General features: G+C 68.6%; 28 protein-coding genes and 1 riboswitch. Of the genes, 9 read left to right on the forward strand and 19 right to left on the reverse strand.

Annotated elements, in window-relative coordinates; all coding sequences use genetic code 11:
• Positions 1 to 115: 115 nt before the first annotated feature.
• The 3 genes from thiG to thiO are packed head-to-tail and all read right to left on the reverse strand — an operon-like array spanning position 116 to position 2,209.
• Positions 116 to 874 (reverse strand): thiazole synthase, encoded by a 759-nt coding sequence (gene thiG, locus A3CU_RS0132320; protein ID WP_052372559.1) that lies wholly within the window; start codon positions 872 to 874, stop codon positions 116 to 118.
• Between the two features lie 4 nt (positions 875 to 878).
• The gene (gene thiS / locus A3CU_RS0132325) at positions 879 to 1,079 is read right to left on the reverse strand and encodes a sulfur carrier protein ThiS (RefSeq protein ID WP_027945741.1); all 201 of its coding nucleotides are present in this window, start codon (positions 1,077 to 1,079) and stop codon (positions 879 to 881) included.
• A 29-nt stretch (positions 1,080 to 1,108) separates the two neighbouring features.
• Positions 1,109 to 2,209, reverse strand: a complete 1,101-nt coding sequence (gene thiO, locus A3CU_RS0132330; RefSeq protein WP_027945742.1) for a glycine oxidase ThiO — start codon at positions 2,207 to 2,209, stop codon at positions 1,109 to 1,111.
• Between the two features lie 52 nt (positions 2,210 to 2,261).
• A riboswitch (TPP riboswitch) is annotated at positions 2,262 to 2,370 on the reverse strand.
• 20 nt (positions 2,371 to 2,390) lie between these two features.
• On the opposite strand from thiO, the gene thiE reads away from it, so the two are divergent.
• Positions 2,391 to 3,056 (forward strand): thiamine phosphate synthase, encoded by a 666-nt coding sequence (gene thiE, locus A3CU_RS0132335; RefSeq protein ID WP_027945743.1) that lies wholly within the window; start codon positions 2,391 to 2,393, stop codon positions 3,054 to 3,056.
• 67 nt (positions 3,057 to 3,123) lie between these two features.
• Here the strand turns inward: thiE and A3CU_RS47825 are convergent, their stop codons facing one another.
• From A3CU_RS47825 to A3CU_RS0132350, 3 genes are all read right to left on the reverse strand, one after another.
• Positions 3,124 to 4,098, reverse strand: a complete 975-nt coding sequence (locus A3CU_RS47825; RefSeq protein WP_052372548.1) for a hypothetical protein — start codon at positions 4,096 to 4,098, stop codon at positions 3,124 to 3,126.
• 133 nt (positions 4,099 to 4,231) lie between these two features.
• The gene (locus A3CU_RS0132345; protein WP_027945744.1) at positions 4,232 to 5,707 is read right to left on the reverse strand and encodes an MFS transporter; all 1,476 of its coding nucleotides are present in this window, start codon (positions 5,705 to 5,707) and stop codon (positions 4,232 to 4,234) included.
• A complete protein-coding gene (locus A3CU_RS0132350) occupies positions 5,704 to 6,432 on the reverse strand; it encodes a GntR family transcriptional regulator (protein ID WP_027945745.1) in 729 nt (242 codons plus the stop codon). The genes A3CU_RS0132345 and A3CU_RS0132350 overlap by 4 nt, the downstream gene beginning before the upstream one ends.
• Positions 6,433 to 6,562: 130 nt before the next feature.
• Here A3CU_RS0132350 and A3CU_RS0132355 point away from each other — a divergent pair, with 130 nt between their 5' ends.
• The 5 genes from A3CU_RS0132355 to A3CU_RS0132375 all read left to right on the forward strand — a co-directional run bounded on the left by A3CU_RS0132355 (position 6,563) and on the right by A3CU_RS0132375 (position 11,288).
• Positions 6,563 to 7,570 (forward strand): SIS domain-containing protein, encoded by a 1,008-nt coding sequence (locus tag A3CU_RS0132355; RefSeq protein ID WP_084144069.1) that lies wholly within the window; start codon positions 6,563 to 6,565, stop codon positions 7,568 to 7,570.
• On the forward strand, positions 7,567 to 8,529 hold the full coding sequence (locus tag A3CU_RS0132360; protein ID WP_052372549.1) for an N-acetylglucosamine kinase: 963 nt from the start codon (positions 7,567 to 7,569) through the stop codon (positions 8,527 to 8,529). The genes A3CU_RS0132355 and A3CU_RS0132360 overlap by 4 nt, the downstream gene beginning before the upstream one ends.
• A 368-nt stretch (positions 8,530 to 8,897) precedes the next feature.
• A complete protein-coding gene (locus A3CU_RS0132365; RefSeq protein WP_027945748.1) occupies positions 8,898 to 9,704 on the forward strand; it encodes an SGNH/GDSL hydrolase family protein in 807 nt (268 codons plus the stop codon).
• A gap of 223 nt (positions 9,705 to 9,927) precedes the next feature.
• A complete protein-coding gene (locus A3CU_RS0132370; RefSeq protein ID WP_027945749.1) occupies positions 9,928 to 10,407 on the forward strand; it encodes a DUF6932 family protein in 480 nt (159 codons plus the stop codon).
• A complete protein-coding gene (locus tag A3CU_RS0132375) occupies positions 10,404 to 11,288 on the forward strand; it encodes a hypothetical protein (RefSeq protein WP_156960674.1) in 885 nt (294 codons plus the stop codon). Before A3CU_RS0132370 ends, A3CU_RS0132375 begins: the two co-directional genes overlap by 4 nt.
• Here the strand turns inward: A3CU_RS0132375 and A3CU_RS0132380 are convergent.
• Together A3CU_RS0132380 and A3CU_RS0132385 are read right to left on the reverse strand one after the other, a co-directional pair.
• A complete protein-coding gene (locus A3CU_RS0132380; RefSeq protein ID WP_027945751.1) occupies positions 11,278 to 11,754 on the reverse strand; it encodes an anthrone oxygenase family protein in 477 nt (158 codons plus the stop codon). The two genes, A3CU_RS0132375 and A3CU_RS0132380, sit on opposite strands and share 11 nt — an antisense overlap.
• Before the next feature lie 67 nt (positions 11,755 to 11,821).
• Entirely contained in the window at positions 11,822 to 12,457 is a 636-nt protein-coding gene (locus A3CU_RS0132385) for a TetR/AcrR family transcriptional regulator (protein WP_027945752.1), read from the reverse strand.
• Positions 12,458 to 12,550: 93 nt separating this feature from the next.
• Here A3CU_RS0132385 and A3CU_RS0132390 point away from each other — a divergent pair, with 93 nt between their 5' ends.
• Complete coding sequence (locus tag A3CU_RS0132390; RefSeq protein WP_027945753.1) at positions 12,551 to 13,480, forward strand: DMT family transporter; 930 nt, start codon at positions 12,551 to 12,553, stop codon at positions 13,478 to 13,480.
• 45 nt (positions 13,481 to 13,525) lie between these two features.
• Positions 13,526 to 14,470 carry an AraC family transcriptional regulator gene (locus A3CU_RS0132395; protein WP_043843350.1) on the forward strand — a complete coding sequence of 315 codons (945 nt, stop codon included), beginning with the start codon at positions 13,526 to 13,528 and terminating at the stop codon, positions 14,468 to 14,470.
• 492 nt (positions 14,471 to 14,962) lie between these two features.
• On the opposite strand, the gene thpD is transcribed toward A3CU_RS0132395, so the two are convergent.
• The 9 genes from thpD to A3CU_RS0132435 form a co-directional block, all read right to left on the reverse strand.
• Positions 14,963 to 15,856, reverse strand: coding sequence for an ectoine hydroxylase (gene thpD / locus A3CU_RS0132400; RefSeq protein ID WP_425388295.1), 894 nt, complete (start codon positions 15,854 to 15,856; stop codon positions 14,963 to 14,965).
• Between the two features lie 48 nt (positions 15,857 to 15,904).
• Positions 15,905 to 16,294 carry an ectoine synthase gene (locus A3CU_RS0132405; RefSeq protein WP_027945756.1) on the reverse strand — a complete coding sequence of 130 codons (390 nt, stop codon included), beginning with the start codon at positions 16,292 to 16,294 and terminating at the stop codon, positions 15,905 to 15,907.
• 217 nt (positions 16,295 to 16,511) lie between these two features.
• The gene (ectB, locus tag A3CU_RS0132410; protein ID WP_027945757.1) at positions 16,512 to 17,768 is read right to left on the reverse strand and encodes a diaminobutyrate--2-oxoglutarate transaminase; all 1,257 of its coding nucleotides are present in this window, start codon (positions 17,766 to 17,768) and stop codon (positions 16,512 to 16,514) included.
• Positions 17,769 to 17,806: 38 nt separating this feature from the next.
• Positions 17,807 to 18,307: a diaminobutyrate acetyltransferase gene (gene ectA, locus A3CU_RS0132415; protein WP_043843338.1), complete on the reverse strand. Its 501-nt coding sequence runs from the start codon at positions 18,305 to 18,307 to the stop codon at positions 17,807 to 17,809.
• Positions 18,308 to 18,530: 223 nt separating this feature from the next.
• Positions 18,531 to 19,157 carry an Abi-alpha family protein gene (locus A3CU_RS47830; protein ID WP_052372551.1) on the reverse strand — a complete coding sequence of 209 codons (627 nt, stop codon included), beginning with the start codon at positions 19,155 to 19,157 and terminating at the stop codon, positions 18,531 to 18,533.
• A gap of 88 nt (positions 19,158 to 19,245) precedes the next feature.
• Positions 19,246 to 19,575: a hypothetical protein gene (locus tag A3CU_RS50235; protein WP_052372553.1), complete on the reverse strand. Its 330-nt coding sequence runs from the start codon at positions 19,573 to 19,575 to the stop codon at positions 19,246 to 19,248.
• Positions 19,576 to 19,757: 182 nt separating this feature from the next.
• Complete coding sequence (locus A3CU_RS52970) at positions 19,758 to 19,985, reverse strand: hypothetical protein (protein ID WP_156960676.1); 228 nt, start codon at positions 19,983 to 19,985, stop codon at positions 19,758 to 19,760.
• A gap of 245 nt (positions 19,986 to 20,230) precedes the next feature.
• The gene (locus tag A3CU_RS0132430) at positions 20,231 to 20,842 is read right to left on the reverse strand and encodes an alpha/beta hydrolase (RefSeq protein ID WP_027945759.1); all 612 of its coding nucleotides are present in this window, start codon (positions 20,840 to 20,842) and stop codon (positions 20,231 to 20,233) included.
• Positions 20,839 to 21,801 (reverse strand): ring-cleaving dioxygenase, encoded by a 963-nt coding sequence (locus tag A3CU_RS0132435; protein WP_027945760.1) that lies wholly within the window; start codon positions 21,799 to 21,801, stop codon positions 20,839 to 20,841. Before A3CU_RS0132435 ends, A3CU_RS0132430 begins: the two co-directional genes overlap by 4 nt.
• Before the next feature lie 95 nt (positions 21,802 to 21,896).
• Between A3CU_RS0132435 and A3CU_RS0132440 the strand changes: the two genes are divergently transcribed.
• Entirely contained in the window at positions 21,897 to 22,340 is a 444-nt protein-coding gene (locus A3CU_RS0132440; protein ID WP_043843340.1) for a MarR family winged helix-turn-helix transcriptional regulator, read from the forward strand.
• Positions 22,341 to 22,596: 256 nt separating this feature from the next.
• Here the strand turns inward: A3CU_RS0132440 and A3CU_RS50240 are convergent, their stop codons facing one another.
• Entirely contained in the window at positions 22,597 to 23,070 is a 474-nt protein-coding gene (locus A3CU_RS50240; protein ID WP_052372555.1) for a hypothetical protein, read from the reverse strand.
• Positions 23,071 to 23,470: 400 nt separating this feature from the next.
• Positions 23,471 to 23,836: hypothetical protein (locus A3CU_RS0132450; protein ID WP_211246571.1), on the reverse strand; the 366-nt coding region annotated here is incomplete at its 5' end.

The raw sequence follows: 23,836 nt of genomic DNA on the forward strand, positions 1-23,836 counted from the left end.
TTCCGAACTCCTTCTGTCCCCGAACGCCCGTGAAGTGCGGACCACCTTAGTGGTAAACAGACACTTGGTTCATCATCCAATGAACGCGCCCGGGTGGCCAGGCCGTGGCCTCGCGCTAGCGTGGCGGGCTGGAAGCCTGTGCCCAGAACCTTTTCGGAACGCGTCCCGCACCGCGCGCCAGCCGTCCGGCGATGACGGCCGAGCGCATCGCGAAGGCCATCCGCTCCGGGTCCTGTGCTCGGGTGACAGCGGTGGACAGCAGCACCGCGTCACAGCCCAGTTCCATGGCCAGCGCGGCGTCTGATGCCGTCCCGATCCCCGCGTCCAGCACGATCGGCACCCCGGCCCTGGACACGATCAGCTCGATGTTGTGCGGGTTGCGGATGCCCAGCCCGGTGCCGATCGGCGCACCCAGTGGCATCACCGCGGCACAACCGGCCTCCTCCAGCCGGAGCGCGAGCACCGGGTCGTCGTTGGTGTAGGCGAGCACGGTGAACCCGTCGGCGACGAGCTGCTCGGCGGCGTCCAGGGTTTCCACCGGATCCGGCAACAGGGTCCGCTCGTCCGCGTGCACCTCGAGCTTGATCAGGTCGGTTTCCAGTGCCTCGCGCGCCAGGCGCGCGGTGAGCACCGCCTCGGCCGCGCTGCGACAGCCCGCGGTGTTCGGCAGCAGCCGGATGTCGAGGCGACGGAGTAGTTCCAGCACCCCGGAGCCGCCTTCGGCGTCCGCCCGCCGCATCGCCACCGTGGTCAGTTCGGTGCCGGACGCGACCAGCGCACGTTCCAGCACCGAGAGGTTCGCCGCGCCACCGGTGCCGATGATCAACCGGGAGGTCAGCTTGTGCTCACCGATGACCAGTTGCTCGTCCAGCATGTTCTCAACCACCCTGCACCGCCGTCAGAATTTCCAGCCGCGCCCCGGCGGGGATCACCGCCTCGGCCCAGCCGCCGCGGGGGACGATCTGGCCGTCCAGGGCCACCGCGACCCCGCGCTGGGCGGTGCCGAGCTCGGCCAGCAGCCCGGCCACGGTGGTGCCGTCGGGACACGACCGCCAGTCCCCGTTGACCTGAACTTCCAACTCGACGCCCTCCATTCGTTCGCCTGACCTCATAACCAGTCTCCGGCGCCCAGCCGGTCCGGGCGTGCCGCTTCGGCCTCCGCGGGCGGTTTGTCCCCGGCGAGCAGGGCCACGACCGCGTCGGCGGTCACCGGAGCCATCAGCAGGCCGTTGCGGTGATGCCCGGTGGCGGCAAGCACGCCGGGCTCGAGCTCGCCGATGAACGGCAGCGTGTCGACGCTCGCCGACCGCACCCCGGCCGCGGTCTCCACCAACTCGTACTCGCCGACGCTCGGGAAGATCTGCTCCGCGCCTTCCAGCAGCTCACGAACCCCGCGCGCGGTGACGGTCTCGTCGAAGCCGGCCTCGTACTGGGTCGCGCCGAGGACCAACTCGCCGCCCTCGCGGGGAACCAGGTAGATCGGCCGCCCCTCCACGACCGCGCGCACGGTGTGCGTTGGTGGCGGCAGGCTCAGGCGGCGGGCTCGCAGGCGCAGGATCTCGCCCTTCAGCGGCCGTACCGCGCCACTCAGCGCGGGATGCAGCTTCGCGCTGTGCGCACCGGCCGCGATGACGACGACGTCACAGCCGAGCACGCCCGAGGCGGTCGTGACCCGCCCCTGGTCGATCTCGGTCGCCGTTTCGCCGACGAACACGACACCGCGCCGCTGCGCCGCGGCCCGCAGCGAATTCAGCAGCTTGCGGTTGTCCACCGACAGGTCGCCAGGCACGAGCAGGCCGGCACGCACCCCGGCGAGCCCGGGTTCCAGCGCCCGCAACTGCCGGCTGGTCACCCGCTCGACCGCGCGGTGGACGGAATCGAGGTACTCGGCGAGGACGCCCAGTTGGCCGGCGTCACCCTGGTCGAGCGCGACCATCAGGGTGCCGGCACTCACCAGAGCCGGGTCACCGCCGTCGGCGGCGAGTTCGGCGGCGAAGCCGGGCCAGCGCCGCAGCGATTCCTCGCCGAGCAGCAGCGCCGCTTCCTCGCCCGGCCACGCCTCGCTGACGGGGGCGAGCATCCCGCCCGCCACCCACGACGCGCCGCGGCCGGGGGTGGGATCGATCAACCGGACCTGGTGCCCGGCCGCCGCGGCCCGCCAGGCCACGGAAAGCCCGATCACGCCGCCACCGACCACGGCTACCTGCACTGCGCGCGACCGCGCTGAACCGAGCCCGGCGTCACCGTCGGAGTTGATGTTGCTTGTCACTGATCACGCTCCCTGCGCCGGCATGATCCGGATCAGGTTCCACGGTCGGAACGGTCCCAGCTCCCTCTCAGCCTGTGCCCCAGGCTCCCGTGCGGCCCCTGACAGCATATACGTTCGGTTCATGCCAGGGCTCAATGGTGAACAACTCAGGAAACGGCTCGACGAGGCTCGGCTGTACCTGTGTACAGACGCACGCCGTGACCGCGGAGACCTCGCCGAGTTCGCCGACGCGGCACTCGCGGGCGGGGTGGACATCGTCCAGTTGCGGGACAAGACGGGCGGAGCCCCGCTGGAGGCGAAGCAGGAGCTGGCCGCGCTCGAGGTGCTTGCCGAGGCCTGCGCCCGGCACGGCGCGCTGCTCGCCGTGAACGACCGCGCGGACGTGGCGCTGGCCGCGGGCGCCGATGTGCTGCATCTGGGCCAGGACGACCTGCCGGTGAGCGTGGCCCGCCGCATCCTCGGCGACGAGGTGATCATCGGCCGTTCCACGCACTCCGTCCCCGAGGCGCTGGCCGCGGCCGAGGAGGCGGGCGTGGACTACTTCTGCACCGGACCGTGCTGGCCGACGCCGACCAAACCCGGCCGTCCCGCACCCGGTCTCGACCTGGTGCGGGCGACAGCGGACTCGGCGACGTCGCGCCCGTGGTTCGCCATCGGCGGAATCGACCTGACCCGGTTGCCTGAGGTCATCGCGGCGGGCGCGTCGCGCGTGGTCGTGGTCCGGGCGATCACGGAGGCGGAAGACCCCGAAGCCGCGGCCCGGGCGATCCGTGCGCGGCTCGCCTAGGCGGGTTCCGCCACAAGCACCGCCACGCAAGTCACTTCGAAACAGCCTCCAGCGGCACCGTGGGTGACTACCGATTTTGATCCAGCGGCGGAGCATCGCCGAAGGCCCTCGTCGGCGTCGGGGAGGGACTGGGGCTCTGCGTCGACGGCTCCGAAGGGGGTGCGCTGCTGCTGGCGGGGGCCGAGGGCCGGCTGGGCGCGGTGCTGCTGCTCGCCGGGTTTCGCTGCGGGGCCGAAGACTGGCTGCTGGCGGGCGTCTCGGTCACCGTCGTCGGGGGTGCCGTGGTGGACGACTGCGTCGGCGCGGGCTTCTCCGGCGATTCGATGGGCGCACCACCACCGGTGAGGCGCCCGAGCGTCGTGCCGGGATCGCCGGACAGCGTGCGGCCGGTGGCCGTTTCGAACCCGGTGATCAACAGCATGCTGACGACGAACGCGAACGCGCTCACGCCGGCCGCGATGGTCCAGCGGCTCTTCCACCACGGGCCCTTCGCCTTCGGTTTGGTGGCGCCCGGTTGCGGCACGACCACGGTCTCCTCGGCCGCGCCCAGGTGAGTGGTCCGCAGGTCGGGCCGGGGCAGGTGCACCGTCGGACCGTCGCCCGCGTTCACCCGCATAGTCGGGCTGTCGGCCCGGTTGAGGTACACCGTCCGGTCGTTGTCCGGGCGCGCGTGCGCCGTCGGATCGCTCCCCGGGAAGGGGCGAGCGGTGGGATTGTTACGGCGCAGCAGCGGGTTCACCGGCTGGGCGCGCGAAGGTTCGGCCCGCCGGACCCGCGGGCGCGGGGCGATCGCGGTCGGCGTGATGGCCTCCTTGGTGCGACGGGCGGCCGCCTGCGTCTTGCGCAGTGAACGCAGGTACACCTCGGCGCCGACCGTGGTGATCACGCTCGCGATACCGGCTCCGGCAACCGTGCCGGCCACTCCCAGCGTCGAGCCCAGGAAGGCCGCGGTCACCGCAGCAAGCGCCGAAGCGGCGATCTTGGCGGGCTTCAGCCCGCTTTTCTCGTCGGCGCCTTCCGACTCATCCTTCTCTTTGGTCATGATTTTGTTATGTTCACGCAACCCAAACTCGATCTAGTCGTTGCCAACACCCCCATCGTCCGTGACATCTCCACCGCAACACAATGGTGAGCAATGCCACTTTGTCCATAATGGACACTGTGGTGATTTCTACTTATCGGCGTACATATGTTGGTGGGGAAGTGACCGCGCAGTGGAAGCACTCGCTGGGCTGGGGATGCTCTCGCGCGGGCTCGGGCGCCGCGGCGAGGACGTCGTTCCGGGCGAGGAATCCGAGCAGCCCGCCGGCGACCGCGAGCGCCGCACAGACGAACAGTGAGGTTCGCCATCCCGCGGTCAGCGCGACCGGGTTGGCGTAGGCGGCACCGGTCAACCCGGCGACCGCGGGCAACACGGCGATCGCCAGCAGGCTGCCCGTGCGCGCGATGGCGTTGTTGATCCCGGAGGCGACGCCGGCGCGCCGCTCCGGCGCGGCGGCCAGCACGGTCGCCGTCACCGGTGCGACCACGGTGGCCAGGCCCAGCCCGAACACCGTCACCGCCGGCAGCACCGCGCCCACATAGGACGAGCCGGGAACGATCCGCGTCATGAGCAGGATGCCCACGGCGAGCACCAGTGGCCCGACGACCAACTGGACGCGGGGCCCGATGCGCTGCGCCAGCGCGCCGGACCGGCCGGAGAGCACCAGCATGATCGCGGTGATCGGCAGGCTCGCCGAGCCGGCCGCGATCGGCGAGTAGCCGAGCGAGACCTGCAGCTGCAACACCAGCAGCATCATCACGCCGCCGAGCGCGGCGTAGACGACGAAGGTCAGCCCGTTCGCCGCGGTGAAGGTCCGGTCGCCGAACAGTGACGGCGGGACGAGCGGATCCGCCGAGGCGAACTGCAATCCGACGAACGCGGCCAGTGCGGCGACACCGACCACCGCGGCGGTCACGACCACCGGGTTCGCGGCGCCGCGTCCCGGGGCCTCGACCAGCGCGCCGGTCACGCCGGCGAGGCCGGCCGCGCAGAGGGCGGACGCGAGCAGGGCGGGCCGCCCGGTGGCGGTCTCGTCGCGGGACTCGGGCACGTAGCGCCGGGCGAACCACACGCAGGCCACCGCGATCGGCACGTTGATGAAGAACGCCAGCCGCCACGACCACACCTGGACCAGCAGGCCGCCCACCAGCGGCCCGACCGCGGTGGCGATGCCGCCGAGCCCGGACCAGGCACCGATCGCCCGGGCCCGGTCCTCGCGGCGGAACGCCGTCTCCAGGATCGCGAGCGAGCCGGGCGTCAGCAACGCGCCACCGACGCCCTGCAGCACGCGCGTGGCCACCAGCATCACGGTGGACACCGCCAGTCCGGACAGCACCGACGCCGCACCGAACCACACCACGCCGACGACGAACACGCGGCGGCGGCCGTACCGGTCGCCGAGCGAACCGGCCACCAGGATCAGCGAGGCCAGCGCGAGCAGGTACCCGTCCAGGATCCATTGCAGACCGGCCACCGAGGCACCGAGTTCGGTGCCGATGCGGGGCAGCGCCACGTTGACGATCGTGCCGTCGAGCATGGCCATCCCCGAGCCGAGGATGGTCGCGACCAGCACGCCGCGGGCTTGGCCACTGCCCCAGGCAACGGTCATGGCCTGGTCAATGTGGTAACAAACTTGTATCGATCACCTCGATAGATGGAGCGGACGAACTCGACCGGCTTGCCGTCCGCACCGAACGAGTGCCGCGACAGCAGCAGCATGGGCATGCCCACATCGGCGCCGAGCAGGTCCGCTTCCTGCGGACCGGCCAGCGCGGTCTCGATGGTTTCCTCGGCACGTTCCATCTCGACACCGAATTGGTCGTGCAATACCGCATACAAGGAAGCGCCCGCGGCCACGTGCCGGCGCAGACCGCGGAACCGGCTGAGCGGAAGGTGCGTGGTCTCCAGCGCCATCGGCTCGCCGTCGGCCAGCCGCAGACGCTTCATCCGGAACACCTTCGCTCCACTTCGGATCCCGAGCAGCTTCGCCAGTTCGGGATCACTCTGTAGTTCGTCCATCTCGAGCAACTTCGACGACGGCTCACGGCCCTGCGCCTTCATGTCCTCCGTATACGAGGACAGCTGCAGCCGCTGCGCCAGCTTGGGTTCGGCGGCGAAGGTGCCCTTGCCCTGCACTCGATGCAACCTGCCCTCGGCCGTCAGATCGGCCAACGCCTGCCGGACGGTGGTACGGGACACCGTGAACTCGGTGGCCAGTGACCGTTCGGTCGGGATCGGCGACCCTGGGGGCAGCGCGTCGAGGAGGTCGAGCAGATGCTGCTTCAACGCCCAATACTTCGGCTCGCGCTGAGTGCGCGTGGCTGACTCCACCATGACTGACTCCTCCTCGAAAACCGCACACACCAAGTGCAGCAAGAAACTACCCTTTCCACATGTTGACCTGCTCCGGGTAGTATTGGTCTAGACCTATGAAGGGACGCCGATGACCGCAGCCGGGCAGCACATGGCCGCCGAAATAGCCGAACAACCAGCCGTGCTGGCCGGGCTCGTCGCGCGCCGCACGGAGATCGCCGACGTGGCGCGGATCATCGCGCGACGGCCGCCCCGGTTCGCATTGCTGGCCGCCCGCGGCTCCAGCGACCATGCCGCCCTGTACGCGAAGTACCTGATGGAGGTGCTCCTCGGACTACCGGCCGGGCTAGTCTCGCCGTCGACCGTCACGCTCTACGGCGCACGTCCGGATCTGCGGGACGTCCTACTCGTATCGGTGAGCCAGAGCGGCGGTTCGCCGGACCTGGTCGAGTTCACCGAGACCGCTCGTGACCGGGGCGCACTGACCGTAGCGGTGACGAACACGCCGTCCTCGCCGGTACACAAGGCGGCCGAGCTCGCGGTGGACATCGGCGCGGGGACCGAGCACGCGGTCGCCGCGACCAAGACCTATTCGGCCACTCTTCTCGCGCTGTACCTCCTCGTCGACGCCGTGCGCGGGGGCGACGGTTCGGCGGCCACGGAGCTCGGCGCGCTGGCCGAGCAGGCGCTGGCGGTGCCGGTCCAGCGCGCGATCGACCGGTACCGGTTCGTCGACCGGGTCATCACCACCGGCCGCGGCTACTCCTACGCCACCGCGCTGGAGTCGGCGCTCAAGCTTGCCGAGACCAGTTACCTCGCGGCGCGCGCCTACAGCGGCGCAGACCTGTTGCACGGGCCGGTCGCCGCGATCGACGAGGAGACCGCGGTGCTGGCAGTGACCGGCGCGGGCCGAGGCGGTGCGGCGATGCGCCAGGTCCTGGCCGCGGTGGCGGAACGCGGCGCCGACGTCCTCGCACTCGGCTCGGCGGCCGAGGACGCGCCGGCGGATGTCCGCGTTCCGGTGCCCCGGGTCGCCGAGGAGCTGGCGCCCGTGCTGGAGGTCCTCCCGGTGCAGCGCCTCGCGCTCGGTCTCGCCCTCGCCCGCGGCGGCGACCCGGACCGGCCACGTGGCCTGCACAAGGTGACAAAGACGCGATGACGGGACACTATTCATACGGAAGATCGGCACCGACGGGACGCTGTTCCTACGTGATCGGGGTGGACGCCGGTGGCACCTCGACCCGGGCGCTGGCGGTGGCTCGGGACGGAACCGTGGTCGGCCGCGGCTCCTCGGGCGGCGCGAACCCGAACTCGCACCCGCCCGAGGAGGCCGTGGCACACATCGAGGAGGCGATCCGGGCGGCGCTCGGCGACCGCGATCCGCACGATGTGGACGGTTGCACGATCGGCATGGCGGGTACCAGCAAGCTCAGCGATCCCGCGGTGGCCGCCCTGTTCGACGCCGCCTGGAAACGGCTCGGCCTGGACCGCGTGCTGGTGCTCAGCGACGCGGAGGTCGCCTTCGCCTCGGCGACCGCCTCACCGGACGGCACGGTGCTGGTGGCGGGCACGGGCTCCATCGCCGGACGCATCCGCGACCACCGCGTGGTGGCGACGATGGGCGGCTACGGGTGGCTGCTCGGCGACGAGGGATCGGCGTTCTGGCTCGGCCGGGAGGCGGTGCGGTGGACCCTCGACGAACTGAGTGCCGGCACCACACTCGGCGCGTTGTCGAGGTCGGTGCTGCATGAGGCCGGATTGGACGACACCGAAAGGTCGGAGGTCTGGCGCAGGCTGATCACCGTCGCCAACGGCGAGCCGCCGATCCGGCTGGCCCGCTTCGCGCCGCTGGTGAGCGCCGCCCCGGACGCGGGCCCGATCATCGAGCGCGCGGCCGAACTGCTCGTCGAAACGGCGATGGCCGTGCGGGAGCCGGCCGAGAACACACCGATTGTGCTGGTCGGGAGCGTGCTCGCCGGACCGGTCGGCACGCTGGTGCGGAAACGGCTCTCCGACCTGCCGGTCCATACCAGTTCCGACGGTGTCCTGGGCGCGGCGTGGCTGGCCGCCCTCGCGGCATATGGCGTAAACGCCAATCGCCCAAAACAAGGTATTTGACGAATTCATCGGTGATCACCCTGTCCCCGGCGCCCACCCTCGCGTACGGTGGGACCCGGCCCCCGGACCTCCCCCTCGCCGGGGGCCTTCTCGCTGCCCGGAAAGCCGTGACCGCCGGTGAGCACGGTGCGTGCGGCACCCAGCACGAGCAGTTGTCCAGTCCACCCAATTTACCGGCGGACAGCCCGGGATCCGAGAGATCTTCGCCACACGATCGGGGCCTGCGGCGGTAATGATGGCGCGCAAGGAGCCGACAAGGTAGGAAACTACTGCTCTGACTGAAGGGGACGGGCAGCCGCACCCGGAATTAGCGGTGCATGCTCTGGTGTTCACTTCATCGGCGTGCCATGGGGAAAGGGGACTGCAGCATGAATGGCTTCGACAGTTATGTCGCACTGGGTGACAGCTTCACCGAAGGTCTCAACGACGCACTCCCCGACGGAACGTTTCGCGGCTGGGCCGACCGGTTCGCCGAGTTCCTGGCCGCCGGCAAGCCCGGTTTCCAGTACGCCAACCTCGCGCTGCGCGGGAAGATGCTCGCCGAGATCATCGACGAGCAGGTCCCGGTCGCGCTGGACCTCCAGCCCGACCTGATCACCTTCTGCGGCGGCGGCAACGACGTGATCGTGCCCGGCGCCGATGTCGACGAGATCTCCCGGCAGATCGACGAAGTGGTCGCGAAACTGCGCGCCACGGGCATCGAGGTGGTGCTGTTCAACGGCCCGGACCCCAAGCACCTGCCGCTGATGAGCGTGCTGCGGGGCAAGGTCGGGATCTACAACGCCAACCTGTGGGCGATCGCGCACCGGCACGACGCCAAGGTGGTCGACCTGTGGGCGATGGACGTACTGCGCGACAACCGCGCCTGGAGCGACGACCGGCTGCACTTCACGCCGGACGGCCATCGCCGGATCGCGTTGCGCACCGCCGAGGTGCTCGGACTGCCCACGGCCGAGGACTGGCGGGAGCCCTGGCCCGCCTTGGACGGCCCGAACACCTGGCTCACGCTGCGCCGCTCCGACCTCGCCTGGACCAAGACCCACCTGCTGCCCTGGATCCGGCGTCAGGTGCGCGGCGAGTCCCTCGGCGACGGCCTGAGCCCCAAGCGCCCGAAGCTGGCGCCGCTGCCTCCCCTTTCGTCGCCGCCCGCCGACGACCACGCCACCGCCGGCTGACGCCTGTTTCGGAAGCGCCAGATCCCGGACAAAGGTGAGTCCTCGACCCGCCGTCCGAAGGCAGCCGATCTTGGGGGCAGGGTTCCGCCCTCGAAAACGCGAGCCACGCACTCAACAGAGCCCTGTCCACAAGATCGGGCGGGCAGGTCCTCAACCGAACACTGAGGAGGTCGAACCCGCACTGGTCGCGAAGACCGCCGAGGGGGACTGATAGTTTGCCAGCATGCCGCTCCCGCACTGGACTTTGGAGGGGCGTCTCCCACCGGGTCGGCTTCCCGCCGACCTTGCGGACATCTATGAGCGCCTGGTCTTCGACGCCCCGCACCGCAACGATCGCGAGATCCTGTTCAGCGCATTGAACAGCTACCTCGGGGTGGTCACGCGCGTCATCCCGGCCGGCCGGGCGTGGGTCGGCGGCGCGTTCATCGAACGCACCGAACGCGTACCGGGTGGGCTGGACGTGGTCCTGATCCCGGACGACTGGGGCAGCCTCAAGCGCCTGACCGGCGCCGCCCGGGACGCCCTGTGCGGCCTGCTCACCATGCGCGGCATGATCGTCGGGCAGCCCGCGATGTATCTCGACCAGGTGCAGCCCGTGGGTGGCCTGCTCGACGGGTTCCTGTGCTTCCCCGGCGACGAGGACGTCTGGGCGCACACCTGGTCGGCCGGCGGCGGGCGCGGATTCCCGGAGGTGGTCTGGTGATGACGGAATTCCGGCGCATCGCCGAGGAGATCCCCGGCGGCACCTGGCTCGACGACCTCGCCCGCGCCTCCGCGATGGCCGCGCACGCGAAGTTCGAGCGCACCAGCCGGTCCCCGTTGCTCAAGGTCTCCATGCTCGGCCCGAGCCACCTGGACGCCTACACGTTCTCCGACATCAGCCGCGCCCTGCAGGACGCCACCGCGAAGATCGGCCACATCATCCGGAACCCGCAGGGCGAGATCACCTACGTCCAGCCCACCGACCGGGACAAGGCGCCGCTGCTGCAGCGCGGCCAGGCCGGGAACACGATCTTTTTCGGCTTCCCGGAGCCGGGCGGGGACGACGCACTCATCAACGACGGCATCGAGACACTGTCCGAACGCGCGGTGAAGGAGTTGTGCGATTTCCTGCCCGCCAACGGATCCGACGACGGTGCCCTCGATGCCGTGCTGCTTCAGCGGGACACCGTCCGCAACGCGGTGAGCGACATCGTCAACGCGGTGGTGAAGAACACCGGGATCGGCCTGAGCCTCGCCCCGACCTCGGGCGAGGAGGTGAACCGGAGCATGACCCTCGACCAGGCCAAGGTGTTGCACGGGAGCCTGCGCGAGTCGCGCGAGGCGGTCGGGTACGAAACCGTGTCCGGGCGGCTCGACGGCGTCCGGACCCGCCGCCGGATCTTCTATCTGGAACGCGAGTCGGGCGGGACGATCCAGGGCGCGGTCGCCCCGGACCTGCTCGACCAGATCAAGGAAAACCTGGACCGGCCGGTCACCGCGCGGCTGCGCGTGGTGCGCACCACGACCATCGACGGGCGTCGCGGCCGACCGGTGCACGAACTGCTCGACATCACCCCGGAAGTGACCCTGTTCAGTCATTGAGCAGCGCGAGCGTGAACAGCGCCGAACCGCCCAGCGCGGTGAGCGTGCGGACGTGGTTCCACGCCACCCAGCCGGTGAAGTAGCTGTTCCACTCGGCCTCCGCGCCGGCGGCATTGGCGTCCACCAGTGCCAGGGCGTCGTTGTGTGGAACGTGGTACGCGGCAAGCACCACCAGGCAGGCCAGGTAGAGCACGCAGCCCGCGAGGACGAGCCACGAACTCGGCGCGCTCAGCCGGCCCAGCGACCGGATGCCCACCACGAGGGCGACGACCGCGGTGACGCCCAGCAGCGCCATGAACCACGCGGATCGCGGCGCGCCCCGGTTGATCGCCTGCATCGCGCCGATCGCCTGGTTCGGCGGGAGTTCGCGCAGGCCGGTCATCACGAACGTCGAGAAGGCGAAGAAGACCCCGCCGGCGGCGCCCGCACCGACCGCCGCCACCAGAATCAGGATGCGAAAAGACATAACCCGATTACAGAGCGGCGGCCCGAGACTATCCATGCCCGATCGTCGCCAACGCATTCGTTCGCGTCTAGGGGCCTGGAAGGTGCTCTCCTGGCGGCCTTGGGTATCGGTTGTTCCCGGCTGCGGCAAGTAGGACTTGCGCCTGCTCGCGAGCATGGCTTGTGGGGTCCGAGAAGATGTTCAGGCCGTGGGCGACGAGTGCACCTTCGTGGAGCAGCATGAGTGTACGGCCCAGTTGGTCGGCCTGGTCTGCGTCGATATCCCGGGCGAGGTCGGTGAACAGAGCGAGCATCCACTCCTTTTGCCCGATGATGATCGGGTATGCGGGATGGGACGCGTCGCTGATCTCGGCGTGGGCGTTGACCATGCCGCACCCCTTCGGACTGTTCTCCTGCGACCAGGTAAGTGCAGCGTCGAAGACGGCCAGAACACGCGCCAGCGGGGCCGGCCGCGCCGCGTCGAGACGCTGAGCGAGGAAGGCTCGCCAGCGTTCATCACGATCCGCGAGGTACTCCACGACGATCTGTTCCTTGGAGCCGAACCGGTCGTAGAGGGTCTTCTTTGTCACCCCGGCCTCGGCAGCGATCAGGTCGACGCCGACGGCATGGATTCCGCGCTCGTAGAACAGCCTCGCCGCGGCGTCCAGGATGCGCAGGGCGGCAGGCGTCATCGTGATCCGTCGCAGCTTCTCCGTAGTGCCCATACTTCGGAAGTATACCGATCTGTATAGTCGCCGGGTATACCGATCTGTATAGTCGCCGGGTATACCGGTCTGTATAGTCGATGGAGGTGCGGCATGAACTTCCTGCTCTCGACCGCCTTTGTGCTCTGCTGGAGTTCCGGGTTCATCGGAGCCAAGCTCGGCGCGGGAAGTGCGTCCGCCGTCACGATCCTGATGTGGCGATTCCTGCCGCTCGCCGTCATCCTGATCATCATTACCGCGGCCAGGACGTCGTGGCGGGGCCTCGCGGTGCGGGACGTGGCCCGGCAGGCCGTGATCGGAGTGCTGTCGCAAAGCGGCTATCTGCTCACCGTGTATTACGCGATCCAACTCGGGGTTTCCAGCGGCACCACGGCTCTGATCGACGGAGTCCAGCCCCTCGTCGCTGGAGCGCTTGCCGGACCGCTTCTGCGTCAGTACGTCTCGCGTGGGCAGTGGCTCGGCCTGTGTCTGGGAGTAAGTGGCGTCGTCATAGTCACCAGAGCCGATGCCGCGGCCGGCACCGGGGTGGCCTGGTGGGCCTATCTCATACCGTTTCTCGGCATGCTCTCGCTGGTGGCAGCCACGTTCCTCGAAGGCCGCTCCCACAGGCAGGTGGCGCCGGTGGTGGCGATGACCGCACACTGTGTCACCAGTGCCGCCATCTTCACTGCATTTGCCATCAGCACCGGAGCGGCAAAGCCGCCCGCTGAGCTCGCTTTCTGGGGCGCGATCATCTGGCTCGTAGCCTTGTCCACCTTCGGCGGGTACGGGCTGTACTGGATCATCTTGCGGCGCTCAGGGGTCACCAGGGTGAATACGCTGATGTTCCTCATGGCTCCGGTCACGGCAGTCTGGGGAGCCCTGATGTTCGATGAACCGTTCGGCGCTCAAACCGTTATCGGTCTCGTCGTCGGCCTTGCAGCAGTTGTCATCGTCCATCGCGGTGACGCGTCATCGACCAGGGGCCGCGAGCCGGATACGGACCGGGTCGAAACATCAAGACCTGCCGAGTACAGGGCCTGATTCCGGTGCCTCGTCAAAGAGGAGAGACCACTAGTCTTGATGACCGTGGACGCACTGGACGCGTTTCTCAGCGGCCCGCGCGCGCGAGGCGCTTTTCTTCTGCGTTCGATCATGAGCCCGCCGTGGTCGATCCGGATCGAGGATCGAGCGCCGCTGACCGTGGTCGTGCTGGCCCGCGGTGACGCGTGGATCGTGCCCGACGGGGGCGAGCCGCACGAGCTTGGCGCCGGCGACATCGCGCTTGTCCGCGGCCCGGACCCCTACCTCGTCGCCGACCGGCCCGGCACGCCACCCCAGGTCGTGATCCACCCGGGCCAGCGCTGCACCACGGTGGCCGGCCAGAGCGTGCCCGAATCGATGGACCTCGGCGTCCGGACCTGGGGCAACGACTCCGACGGCGCGTCGGTCATGTTCACCGGCACCTACCAGGCCGACGGCGAGGTGAGCCGGCGGCTGCTCACCGTGCTACCCACCCTGACCGTCCTTCGGCATGACGAATGGGACTGCCCGCTGATTCCGGTGCTGTCCACGGAAATCGTGAAGAACCAACCCGGCCAGGAGGCCGTTCTCGACCGGCTGCTCGACCTGGTCGTCATCGCCGCCCTGCGCACGTGGTTCGGCCGGGCCGACGCGCCGGGCTGGTACCGCGCGCACGCCGATCCGGTGGTCGGGCCGGCACTCCGCTTGCTGCACAACGATCCGGCGCGGCCGTGGACGATCGCCGCGCTGGCCGGGGAGGTCGGCATCTCGCGTGCGGCGCTGGCGCGGCGGTTTCACGACCTGGTCGGCGAGCCACCCATCGCCTACCTCTCGGGATGGCGGATGACGCTGGCCGCCGATCTGCTCCGGGAACCGGACGCCACGGTCGGCAGTGTCGCGCGGAAGATCGGGTTCGCCAGCCCCTTCACGTTCAGCACGGCCTTCAAGCGCCACTACGGAATGAGCCCGCAGCAATACCGTTCCGGCCCAACCGATGCGCCGGCCGCCTGACGCTCCCCCATTGCGTCAGACGGCCTGTTGTGGACCTTACGCCAATACGGGGGGCCGGAAGCTAAGAATTTGCTAACAACGTTCAAGATCCAGAAGAGGAGCCCGCGGCGCGCTCGAAGGGTGCCCGCGCATGAGTGACCCGTTCGTGCCGCGTTTCGACAGTAACGGGTCACTCGCTCATCAGTTTCGACAGTAACGGTCACTCATGAAGCGAGGCGGCCCCGTGCCACCGTTCCCGATCCGGTGGCACGGGGCCGCGCCCGTGAAACATGCGGCGGGGCGGGTGCTGCCCTGCCGAGAGCGGTGCCGGCGAACGGCGATGGGCCTCCCCCCGAGCGAACGGAGAACCCGGTAGCCGGGCCGACAGCCTGAACCGCTTGGGCGGGTCGCCTTTGCGATGGCGACACCGTAACAGAACGCTATTGGCTTGCTACGCGCGACCCGCGGAAGCGAGGTGTGATGTGTCCGCCGAACGCGCCGGTGCCTGTCCGGTCAGCGGGTGACCGGGGTGAAGTCGCGGCCGCCGATGAAGCTCGGCCGCGGCTTCGCCGCCGCGTACGGCTCGACCAAGGTGTTTTCCACGCTGTTGAACACCACGAAGATGTTCGACCGCGGATACGGCGTGATGTTGTTGCCGGAGCCGTGCATGATGTTCGAGTCGAACCACAACGCCGATCCGGCCGGCCCGGTGAACTGGTCGATGCCGTACTCGGCCGCGAGCGCGGTGATGTCCTGCTCGGTGGGCACGCCGATCTCCTGCTCCTTCAGCGACGCCTTGTAGTTGTCGTCCGGCGTCGCGCCCACGCAGGGCACGAAGGTCCGCTGCGAGCCGGGCATGACCATCAGCCCGCCGTTGAACGGGTAGTTGTCGGTCAGCGCGATCGAGCAGCTCACCGCCCGCGGCCCCGGCATGCCGTCCTCCGCATGCCAGGTCTCGAAGTCGGAGTGCCAGTAGAAGCCGGTGCCCCGGAACCCGGGCATGTAGTTGACCCGGCTCTGGTGGATGTAGACCTCCGACCCCAGGATCTGCCGCGCCCGGTCCAGGATGCGCGGGTCGCGGACGAGCTCGCTGATCAGCGGGCTGATCCGGTGCACTTCGAAGATCGAGCGCACCTCACCGCTGCGCTTCTCGGTGATGACCCGCTCGTCGCCGCGCAGCCCCGGGTCGCCGGAGAGCCGCACCAGTTCCTGCCAGTAGCCCTGCACCTCCGCCGGTGACAGTGTCTCCTCGACGATGTGGTAGCCCCGCGCGTCGTGCGCGGCGAGCGTGGCCGCGTCGATGGGACCGTCGCCCTCCCCTCCCCACACGGTGGGGTCGACGCGGTCGATGGGGTGTGCCTCACCAGTGACCCGGGTCGGATAGCGGTCTTCGACTCCGGTGTCCATCATCGTCAACGTTCTTCGCCTCCTTGATCCTCGTCCTGGCGCCGCCGGTTACTCCTCGACCACCAGCGGGTAGACGCCGTCCTCGTCGTGCACCTCGCGACCGGTGACCGGCGGGTTGAACACGCACACCGTGCGCATATCGGTCTTCGGACGCACCTGGTGCTTGTCGTGGTTGTTCAGCAGGTACAGCGAGCCGGGCTTGAGCAGGAAGGTCTCCCCAGTCGCCTTGTCGGTGATCTCGCCTTCGCCTTCGACGACGAACACGGCCTCGATGTGATTGGCGTACCAGAAGTCGTTCACGGTCCCCGCGTAGAGCGTGGTTTCGTGCACCGAGAACCCGACCTTCTCCTTGGCCAGCACTATTCGCTTGCTGCGCCAGTTCGGCGTCTTGATGTCTGCGTCGGTGTCGGTGATCTCGTCGGTGCTACGGACGATCAACGGGTGCTCCCTTACTTGCCGGTGTTATTCGGAACATGTCCGGGTAGACAGGCCGTGACTTCTCCACGCGTCGGCTGCCGGTTGACAACGATGACGGCCTGCCTCCCCGCCCCCACAAGACACAGCGGTCTGGGGGCTTGCCCCCAGAAGGATTGCGGGGGCGGAGCCCCCGCAAGGCAGCGTTGTGCTGTGTCACCAAGCGTGCTCGTCTCGCGTGTTAACTCCTGGTCAATACAGCTTGCACGGATTCGTCGATGATGTGCAGGCCCTCACCGACTTCGGCGTCGCTGACGGTCAGCGGCGGCAGCAGTTTCATGACCTCACCGCTGGGCCCGGAGGTCTCCATCAGCAGCCCGCGCTCGAACGCCGACGCGCACACCTGGGAGGCCAGCTCGCCGCTGGCGAACTCCAGGCCGCGCGCCAGGCCCCGGCCCTTGGCGACCAGGCCGGCGTCCGGATAGGCCTCCACGATGCCGTCCAGGGCGGCGCCGAATCGCTCACCCTTGGCTCGCGTGGACTTTTCCAGCTCGTCGTCGCTCCAGTAGACGCGCAGCGCCTCGGCGGCGGTGACGAACGCGGGGTTGATCCCCCGGAACGTCCCGTTGTGCTCGCCGGGTTCCCACACGTCCAGCTCGGGCTTGATCAGCGTGAGCGCGAGCGGAAGTCCATATCCACCAATGGATTTCGACAGGCACACGATGTCGGGGACGATTCCCGCGTCCTCGAACGAGAAGAACGGGCCGGTGCGCCCGCAGCCCATCTGGACGTCGTCGACGATGAGCAGGATGTCGTGGCGGTGGCACAGATCCGCCAGCCCGCGCAGCCATTCCACGCCGGCGGCGTTGATGCCACCCTCGCCCTGCACGGTCTCCACGATCACCGCGGCCGGCTCGTTCAGGCCGCTGCCGGAATCCTCCAGCAACCGCTCGAAGTACAGGAAGTCCGGGTACGCGCCGTCGAAGTAGTGGTCGTAGGGCATCGGCGTGGCATGCACGAGCGGAATCCCGGCACCACTGCGCTTCATCGAGTTGCCGGTGACCGACAGCGCACCGAGCGTCATGCCGTGGAAGGCGTTGGTGAAGTTGATGACCGATTCCTTCCCGGTCACCTTGCGGGCCAGCTTCAACGCGGCCTCGACCGCGTTCGCGCCGCCCGGCCCGGGGAAGATCACCTTGTAGTCCAGCTCACGTGGCCTGAGGATCTTGTCCTCCAGCGTCTGGAGGAGATCGCGCTTGGCCACGGTGAACATGTCCAGCGCGTGGGTTACCCCGTCGCGCGCCAGGTAGTCCAGCAGGGCCTGCTTCAACACGGGGTTGTTGTGCCCGTAGTTGAGAGCGCCGGCCCCGGCGAAGAAGTCCAGGTAGGGGGTGCCGTCCTCGGCGTAGATCCGGCTGCCGACGGCGCGGTCGAACACGACCGGCCAGCCGCGGCTGTAGCTTCGTACTTCGGACTCGAGCTTTTCGAAGATGCTCACTGAGCTTCCATCTCCCTGGATGGCTTGGTTCTGGCTTGTTATGCCAAGGAAAGCGGGCCGATCCGGTACAGGTCCTCCGGCTCGTGCGGCTGTGTCTCGTCCGGAAAGAGCGACCGCGCGAACTCTTGCGAGCACGTCAGCTCCGCATTCCAGCGTTGGGCGAACGACGAAAACAGCTTGATCGACGCCTTGTTGTCCGGCGTGATGGTGGTCTCCAGGTAGCGCACCCCCTGCCGTACGAGTCGCGTGAACAGTTCATCCAGCAACTTCCCGGCGAGGCCGCGACCACGCTGCGATTCGTCCACGGCCACCTGCCACACCAGCGCCGTGTCCGGCGCGACAGGTCTGCGATAACCGATCACGAACCCGACGGCGTGACCGTCCACTTTGGCCACCACCGACGTGTCCGCGAAATCACGGCACCACAACAGATACGCATAAGGCGAGTTGAGATCCAGCTTCTGTGAATCTCGCGCGATTCGCCAGAGCGCGGCCCCGTCGGCCTTGGTCGGAGTTTCGATCAAGTGCTTTCCGGACATGTCAAAACAAGCTAACAGAATCTATTAGTCCGTTCAGCTCAAGGACGGGCGCCGCAGGCTGACTACCTGCAATGACCAAGAAACACGTGTGATAATGACAACAAAACTATTGCGATCAAGCCGGCAAATATGCTATGAGACCGTGCTTGACCTGCTGCGACACTTGATTCCGCAGGGAATAACGCCGCAGCCGATCTATTCGTTACAAAGGTAACGCCGCCGTTCACCGTGCGCGACTCTTTTCCGGGTCGCAGGCCGCCCAGAACCGGGAGCCGAAGGGGGAGAGGCGGACCGTGCCGCGCACCAGCCGCGCCCGCCGCCCGCTCGCCGCGGCCTCGCGCACCAGCCCGTCGGTGGCCAGGATCTCGTACTGCGGCTCGAGCCCGGCGCGCACGCCCTCGCGCTCGACGAGGCCGAGTCCGATCAGGCGGGTCAGGTAGCTCGGCACCTCGTCGCGTAGGGTGACCCCAGCGGCCTCGCCCACGGTGGAGGCGTTGCGGAGCAGAGTCGCCTGGCGGGTCACCACATCGACCACCGGGAAGGGCGCTCCGCTCGCCAGCACCGCGAGGATGCGCGCCTCGTCCGCGGTCAGCTGGCGCAGGACGGCCGCATAAAGCTCATCGCGCGCCTGCCGCCGGTCCGCGTCGGCGGAGGACTCGAGCAGCTCCTTCATGGCCACCCGCAGCGGCGGCATGAGTGACCCGTTCGTCCCGTTTTCCGACAGTAACGGGTCACTCATCACCCGAGCTGGTTGCTCGGCACGGCCGACTCTGCTAACCGCCGGACGAACCAGGATCTCGCCGACGAGCCGCGCCGCTCGCCGCAGCACGCTCTGCTTCTCGCCGGCCACGCCGCGATTATGGCACCGGCGTCACGGCTGAAGTTTTGGGCGGCCAGCTCAACGTCATCATCGCTCGGGCCCCGGGGGCGCGGCCCGCTCAGCAGCTCGGCGACCTCACCCGCCCGGCCGGCAGGCACCGCCGTCGCCGGCTCACCTCGACCATTTCATCGAACGGCCGCGAGGACACCTCCCGATGCCAGCGAACAACCGTGGGCTCGACGCCTAGTTCGCGCAGCGCCGCCACCGCGTCGTCGGCCGTCGGGCCGCTCGGTCGTTCGACGTCGTAGAAGTGGCGCCACAGTTGGTTGAGCGTGCTGAGCGGATGGCCCTGCGCGATCTCCACGGCCACCCGGCGGCGCGCGTGCCCGGTGAGCGCGCGCACGAAAGCCTGCAGGTCAGCGGCGTCGTAGAGGACGTTCGCGCGCACACCACGTCCGCGGGTTCGACCTCGATTTCCGGCCAGCGCCCCGGACCAGCCGGTGCGCGACCGGCGCCCGCTGGCCGAACTCGGCGAGCAACTCGGCATCGGTGTCGACCGCGGTGATCTGCATGGTGGCCGGCGCGCAGCGCAGGCTGGCGGCATCGGCGGTGCTCTGTGGGGGGTCCGCCTCACACCCCCGGCTGGGGGCAAGCCCCCACACCCCCTTCACCGAGGCCGACCACGGTGCCCGCTCCGGCCAGCGCGTCGAGTATCGCGGCGTGCGTGAACGTGCGCGGCTCGGTCAGTTGCCGGTCGACGCGGCGGACGAACACCTGGCGTGGCAGCCCCAGGGCGATTCGCCGGCGCCGGTGAGAATGTGCTCGAGGATCGCCCAGCCCGCGAGTTGCCTGGACCATTGTTGCGAGAGCGCCGGGCAGGTGCGCATTGTGCGCTCTGACCGACGGACAGGAGTACTTCTCGGTTTCGCAAAGTTTGCGGAAAACCGACCGAAATACCGCACTCCGGCGGCTCCCGGGTGCGGTGGATCAGCGTCTGACGAAAATTTGCGAAAACCGGCTAAGGGCCGGGATTCAGATTTCCTCCTCGACACCGTGTCACGGTGTCCACTGTGGATCATTCCGGCAGCGGTCGCCGCTGACGCTCACACTCCGGCCAGCCAATCCTTCGCCGCCTGCACCGCCGCCATCGTGATCTGGTGGCCGCCCGGATGACGGTGCGAGGTCACCTCGGCCGACCGGGCGCGGAGCAGGTCGACGAACCGTTCCGTGGAGTCCAGCGGCGCCATCCCGTCCTGCAGCCCGTTGGACAGGAACGCGCGGGTGCCGGACAGATCCTCCGCGATGGCCTCGGACGTTTCCGGCAACGGCAGCATCGAGGAGAACAGCGCGGCTTCGCGCAACACGTCCGGTCGCAGCAGGAGCGTGGCGCCCGCGACGTTGGCCCCGTTGGAAAACCCGACAGCGACAAGGCGTTGCGGCAACTCATAGCGCTCGCGGGCGGCGAGGACGAAGTCCGCGAGTTGATTGGCACGCACGGCGACGTCGTCATAGTCGAAGACACCTTCGGCCAGCCTGCGAAACCAGCGCGCCGCGCCGTGCTCGGAAACCGGCCCGGCCGGGGCGAGCAGCGGGGACGCCGGGCTCAGCAGCCGCGCCAGACCGATCAGGTCGTCCGGCCCGCCGCCGGTGCCGTGCAACAGCAGCAGCACCGGCGCCCCGTCCTCGCCCGCCACGAACTTGTGGTCGAGGATCACGCCAACTCCGGGTTGTTTTCGCGAGGCAGGTTGAGCTTGGGCAGCGTGTGCTCGATCTGCTCGCGGTCGGGTTCCAGCCACGGCGGCAGCTTCAAGGCACGGCCCAGTTCGAGCAGCGGCTCGTCGACCGAGAAGCCGGGCTGGTCGGTGGCCACCTCCAGCAGGGTGCCGCCAGGCTCGCGGAAGTAGATCGACCGGAAGTACTGACGGTCCAAAATGGACGTCACGGAATGGCCGCGGTCCACGAGTTCGGCACGCCACTCCGCCTGGGTCGCCTCGTCCGGTGCCCGCCACGCCACGTGGTGCACGGTGCCGTTCGCGACCAGCCCGCGCGGCGCGTCCGGGGTGACCAGGACGTCGACCATCGCGCCCGGCCCGCCGTCACCCGCACTGAACCGCAGCCGGTTGGCGTCCTGGCTGGTGAAGGTCAGGCCCAGCTCACGGAACATCTCGGCGGTCGCGTCTTCCGTGACCACGGACAGCGTGACCGAGTGCAGGCCGCGGATCGCGTGCTCGGCGGGCACATGCCCGTTGTCCCAAGGGTCGCGCGGGTCGTGCTGCGGATGCGCGACCAGGGCCAACTGCAGGCCGTCCGGGTCCTGGAAGGTCAGCGCGTCCTCCCCGTCGCGGTTGGTGATCCGGCTGGTGGTCACGCCCGCCCCGACCAGGCGGTCCCGCCACCAGCCGAGGGAGTGCTCCGGCACGGAGAACGAGGTCGTCGTGGCCTGGCCGGTACCGCGACGGCCGCGCGGCGCGTCCCGCCACGGGAAGAAGGTCAGCAGCGTGCCGGGCTTGCCCGACTCGTCGCCGTAGTAGAGGTGGTAGGTGCCGGGATCGTCGAAGTTGACGGTCGTCTTCACCAGCCGCAGGCCGAGCGTGCGCAGGTAGAAGTCGGCGTTTCGCTGAGGGTCACCGCCGATCGCGGTGACGTGGTGCAAGCCGTTTGTCTTGATGGACATCGGATCCTCCTTCGGCCGGCTCACCCTGAACGTAACGGCATAACCTCTCGCGCGCAAGATATATTCCCAGAAGACAAACCTGCTACATTGGACGGGTGGCTGATGACGACGAGATCCTGACCTGGTGGGGTCTGGTGATCGAGGGCTACCTCGCGACCCAGGACAAGCTGATGGGCGAGATCGCCGAGCGGTTCGGCCTGGCCCCGGCCACGTTCGACATCCTGCTCCGGCTCGTGCGCACACCCGGCCACCAGCTGCCGATGACCCGGCTGGCCAAGGAGGCGGCATTGTCCAGCGGTGGGTTCACCAAGGTCGCCGACCGGATGGTGGCCGCGAAGCTGATCCGCCGGGACCCGCACCCCAACGACCGGCGAGTGACCTACGCCTGTCTTACCGAGCACGGCCGCGAAGTGGCGGAGAAGGCACGGCAGGCGTGCGCGGAGATCCTGCGCCGCCGCGTCCTCGCCCCGCTCGGGCCGGAGTCCTCCGAGGCACTGGCCCAGGCGATGCGCAAACTCCGCGAGGTCAACAGCGACTGACCCTTCGTGCAGCGATGGTTGTTACGGGACCCCGCGTTGCGAACGCGCAACTCGCCTCGCTGAACCGGGAAGATGAGTGCCGCAAGCCGGAACTCGCCCGCCCCAGGCGGGGACACGCCCGGAATCTGGCGTGTCCCCGGTTCTGGCATCCGAGTTCCGGCTTGGGCACGAATGCGGTGCAGGCCCCTTCGTCGAAGGTCGACGTATCAGGCAGGTTTGCTTGCGACGGTGGGATCCTGCACACAGCGTCCTGGTATCAGGCGGGCAGACTTTGTTTCTTTAGAGCAGCCTGGTAACGATCCATACTCGCACCACCGCGTTTAGCGGCCGGGGATTTCTTTTGCGCCTTGGATTTCGGATCGGTGGTCTTCTTGGTGGTGGTGTTCGCCCGTGTCTCATGGTGCCGAACGCCACGGTGCTTCTGAGAGCGCTCGAACGATTCCATCTGCTGTGCGGTCTTCTTCGTCGGCGCAGCCTTGTTCGCCTGTGTAGCCTTCTTCGCCGGCGCAGCCTTCTTCGTCGGCGCAGCCTTATTCGCCTCCGCAGACTTCTTCGCCTGCGCGTCCTTGTGGTCACACTGCGTCGGGTTTTCACAGGACTTCTTTACCGTCTTGCTTGTCCCGGTTGAAGTCTTCGCCGGCGCGGCCTCAGCGAACGCCGGAATGATCGTGGACAACCCACCCAACGTCAGGGTCGTCGCCGCCACAAAGGCGGGCAGCCGGACAGCCATCCGCCCAACCCTGGCTGCCCCTCGGTCACGAGTACCGCCGGATTTCACATACGACCTAGTAGTCATAGTTCGATTCCTCCACATCTTTAGCGAGCGCAAGCTGGGCAACCGGCTGGGCCGGCTCGGACACCAGCGCGGCGTTTGGGCATGGGTCTTCGTCCTTCCAGGTTCGCGACACCTCCTGTCCCCCTGCGGAACCAACCCGTCCGACCAGCGTCTGGGCAAAACTTCCGGACGGCTCCGGACAGATCCGGAAAGCCCCACGGGCGCAGCCTTCGCACCGGGACCCCCTCGGGCCAGTGGCGCCGCGGAGGCCACCACAAGTAGCCGCATACGGTGAAGGGTTCCGTTCCTGGGTTGGCAGGAACGGAACCCCTCGGCGAAGGTGCTGGCTGGGTTCCTACTCGCTCGCCGTCAGCACGTCCACAGACTGGACCTCCCCGATGCTGGTCCCTGCGGGCTCCGTTCCCGAATCCGGGGTGAGCTGAGTAGTCCGCGCAGGCAGTGTTTCGAACACCTCGGACTCCGCTGGGGCCGAAACGGCCTCTTGCTCGGCGGGCACGACGTCCACCGGCTTGGGCTGCGCCTTGGGCAGCACGACGACGGGCTTGACGTCCGTCTTGTCCGGGTCGGCAAGCTGCTGAACGTCCGTCTTGTCCGGCGTGGCAACTGGCCCAACAGGAATCCCATCCGGCGCGCCAAACGGCCGCACAGCTGACCCATCCGGCGCCACAAGCGGCTTAACATCCGTCTTGTCCGGCACCAC

This window comes from Amycolatopsis taiwanensis DSM 45107, assembly GCF_000519205.1.
In the GTDB taxonomy this organism is placed as follows: Bacteria; Actinomycetota; Actinomycetes; order Mycobacteriales; family Pseudonocardiaceae; genus Amycolatopsis_E; species Amycolatopsis_E taiwanensis.

Bases quoted from the DNA above. Each gene is read 5' to 3' on its own strand.
- thiG (WP_052372559.1), bottom strand. From the start codon at position 874: ATGCTGGACGAGCAACTGGTCATCGGTGAGCACAAGCTGACCTCCCGG.
- thiE (WP_027945743.1), top strand. From the start codon at position 2,391: ATGCCAGGGCTCAATGGTGAACAACTCAGGAAACGGCTCGACGAGGCT.
- A3CU_RS47825 (WP_052372548.1), bottom strand. From the start codon at position 4,098: ATGACCAAAGAGAAGGATGAGTCGGAAGGCGCCGACGAGAAAAGCGGG.
- A3CU_RS0132345 (WP_027945744.1), bottom strand. From the start codon at position 5,707: ATGACCGTTGCCTGGGGCAGTGGCCAAGCCCGCGGCGTGCTGGTCGCG.
- A3CU_RS0132350 (WP_027945745.1), bottom strand. From the start codon at position 6,432: ATGGTGGAGTCAGCCACGCGCACTCAGCGCGAGCCGAAGTATTGGGCG.
- A3CU_RS0132355 (WP_084144069.1), top strand. From the start codon at position 6,563: ATGGCCGCCGAAATAGCCGAACAACCAGCCGTGCTGGCCGGGCTCGTC.
- A3CU_RS0132360 (WP_052372549.1), top strand. From the start codon at position 7,567: ATGACGGGACACTATTCATACGGAAGATCGGCACCGACGGGACGCTGT.
- A3CU_RS0132365 (WP_027945748.1), top strand. From the start codon at position 8,898: ATGAATGGCTTCGACAGTTATGTCGCACTGGGTGACAGCTTCACCGAA.
- A3CU_RS0132370 (WP_027945749.1), top strand. From the start codon at position 9,928: ATGCCGCTCCCGCACTGGACTTTGGAGGGGCGTCTCCCACCGGGTCGG.
- A3CU_RS0132380 (WP_027945751.1), bottom strand. From the start codon at position 11,754: ATGTCTTTTCGCATCCTGATTCTGGTGGCGGCGGTCGGTGCGGGCGCC.
- A3CU_RS0132385 (WP_027945752.1), bottom strand. From the start codon at position 12,457: ATGGGCACTACGGAGAAGCTGCGACGGATCACGATGACGCCTGCCGCC.
- A3CU_RS0132390 (WP_027945753.1), top strand. From the start codon at position 12,551: ATGAACTTCCTGCTCTCGACCGCCTTTGTGCTCTGCTGGAGTTCCGGG.
- thpD (WP_425388295.1), bottom strand. From the start codon at position 15,856: ATGGACACCGGAGTCGAAGACCGCTATCCGACCCGGGTCACTGGTGAG.
- ectA (WP_043843338.1), bottom strand. From the start codon at position 18,307: ATGTCCGGAAAGCACTTGATCGAAACTCCGACCAAGGCCGACGGGGCC.
- A3CU_RS52970 (WP_156960676.1), bottom strand. From the start codon at position 19,985: ATGGTCCAGGCAACTCGCGGGCTGGGCGATCCTCGAGCACATTCTCAC.
- A3CU_RS0132435 (WP_027945760.1), bottom strand. From the start codon at position 21,801: ATGTCCATCAAGACAAACGGCTTGCACCACGTCACCGCGATCGGCGGT.
- A3CU_RS50240 (WP_052372555.1), bottom strand. From the start codon at position 23,070: ATGGCTGTCCGGCTGCCCGCCTTTGTGGCGGCGACGACCCTGACGTTG.